Origin of the sequence: Bacillus sp. AP50 (genome assembly GCF_040492675.1) — a bacterium.
GTDB lineage: Bacteria > Bacillota > Bacilli > Bacillales > Bacillaceae_G > Bacillus_A > Bacillus_A cereus.
Genome location: NZ_JBEUTW010000592.1, coordinates 1 through 1,607, shown reverse-complemented (window position 1 = coordinate 1,607; position 1,607 = coordinate 1). Strand labels below are relative to the sequence as shown.

Sequence of the window (1,607 nt, the reverse complement as noted above, 5' to 3'; positions counted from 1 at the left end):
TGATGACACCATCATCATTTATTTCTTTTATGTGAATTGAAATTTCCCCACCATTTGGCATAGCTTCGATTGAATTTTGCAAAATATTAATAAATACTTGTTTCAATTGATTTTCTGAGCATTCAATAATTATATCTTTGTCATCCGTAAATAGTTCAACTTGAATATTTGTCATAATTGCTTTTGTATTCATTAACGATACGACATTTTTAAAAATTTGATAAATATTTTTCTTTTCTGTATTTATCTCATCTGTTTTAGCAATTGCCAGAAATTCTTGCAGGATCGCTTCTATCCTTTCAATTTCAGAGAGCATAAGATCAAAATATTTTTCTTGATCTTCTTTATTAATTTGAAATAACTGTATAAAACCTTTAATTACAGTTAAAGGATTTCTTACTTCATGAGCCACGCCAGCTGCTAATTGACCAATTGCTGCAAGCGTATCTGATTTATTTAGCAATTCTTCTGTCTTTTTTCTCTCTGTAATATCGCGTACAATAATCATAATTTTATCATGTAATAATGGTAAGCACCTAGCCTCAAAGAAATCAATACTTCCATTAAGTGTGAGTGGATATTCTACAATTACATTCGTTCCTTTTTCCTTCACTTGATTAATGGCTTCCTGAAACTGCTGTGCTACTGAAGATGGTAATACTTCGTAAAACTTTTTTCCCATAAAAGCTTCTGCGGGTACGTAAAACTTTGTAGGAGATCCTGCCTTGTAATCTATAATTGTGCCATCATCTTCTGTTAAGAAACATAAATCTGGTAAAGCTTTAAAAATTAATTCCAGTTCAGATGTTTGTTGTTTTAACTGCTCTTCTATCGCTTTTAAATGTGTAATATCTACACCAACAGCCCAATAACTATATCCTGTTACAGGAAACTGTTCTGATATATTCGACCACATTATTGTTTTGATTTCACCATTTTTACATGTTAAGTGCATTTCCCAATCTCTGAAATTTTTTCCACAAGTTAAAAATTTCTTTTGTATTTGATGGCGATAATTATAATCAGGATACAATAATTGCAGTGCATTGGGATTTCCAATTATTTCTTCAGCGGTATAACCTGTTACAATTTCACATTCTCGATTCCACAAAACAAAATCTCCATTATAATCAAGCGCATCGACCATAACAGGCATGTTTTGTAAAATCGTATGTAGTTCCTCCTCTTTCCGAGAAAGCAACGTTGTACTTTTACTTTGAAATACTTTTATTGCGCCATCTAAAATTAAACTTGAGAGCATTTCAAAGTATTTTTGACAACTGAAAATTTCACTTTTTTTGGACCATACAACAAAAGATCCTAAATGTTGATTGTATAAGAAAATGGGGATTTCAATCTTTGGAAGTTTACTCTTTTTTATCTCATTCATTCCGAATGAAAAAACACATTCTTTTTCAGCATCAAGAAGTTGATGTGATATATTAGTTAATTTATAAAATTGTTCTGCCATGGTTTCTATTGTACTCACATCAATAAGTTCCATTAGCCGCGAATTCATTCCTTTTTCACCTCAATATGTAAAATTAATACAAATCTAAAATTCATACTTCTCCATTATACGAAGAAAGCTAGTGTAGGTATATAGC

Annotated in this window: 1 protein-coding gene; it reads right to left on the bottom strand. The window is 30.9% G+C overall.

What is annotated here, in order from left to right; all coding sequences use genetic code 11:
* Positions 1-1,519 (bottom strand): PAS domain-containing protein (locus tag ABWK52_RS27020; protein WP_353772267.1); only part of this gene is annotated, 1,519 nt, incomplete at its 3' end.
* Positions 1,520-1,607 lie beyond the last annotated feature (88 nt).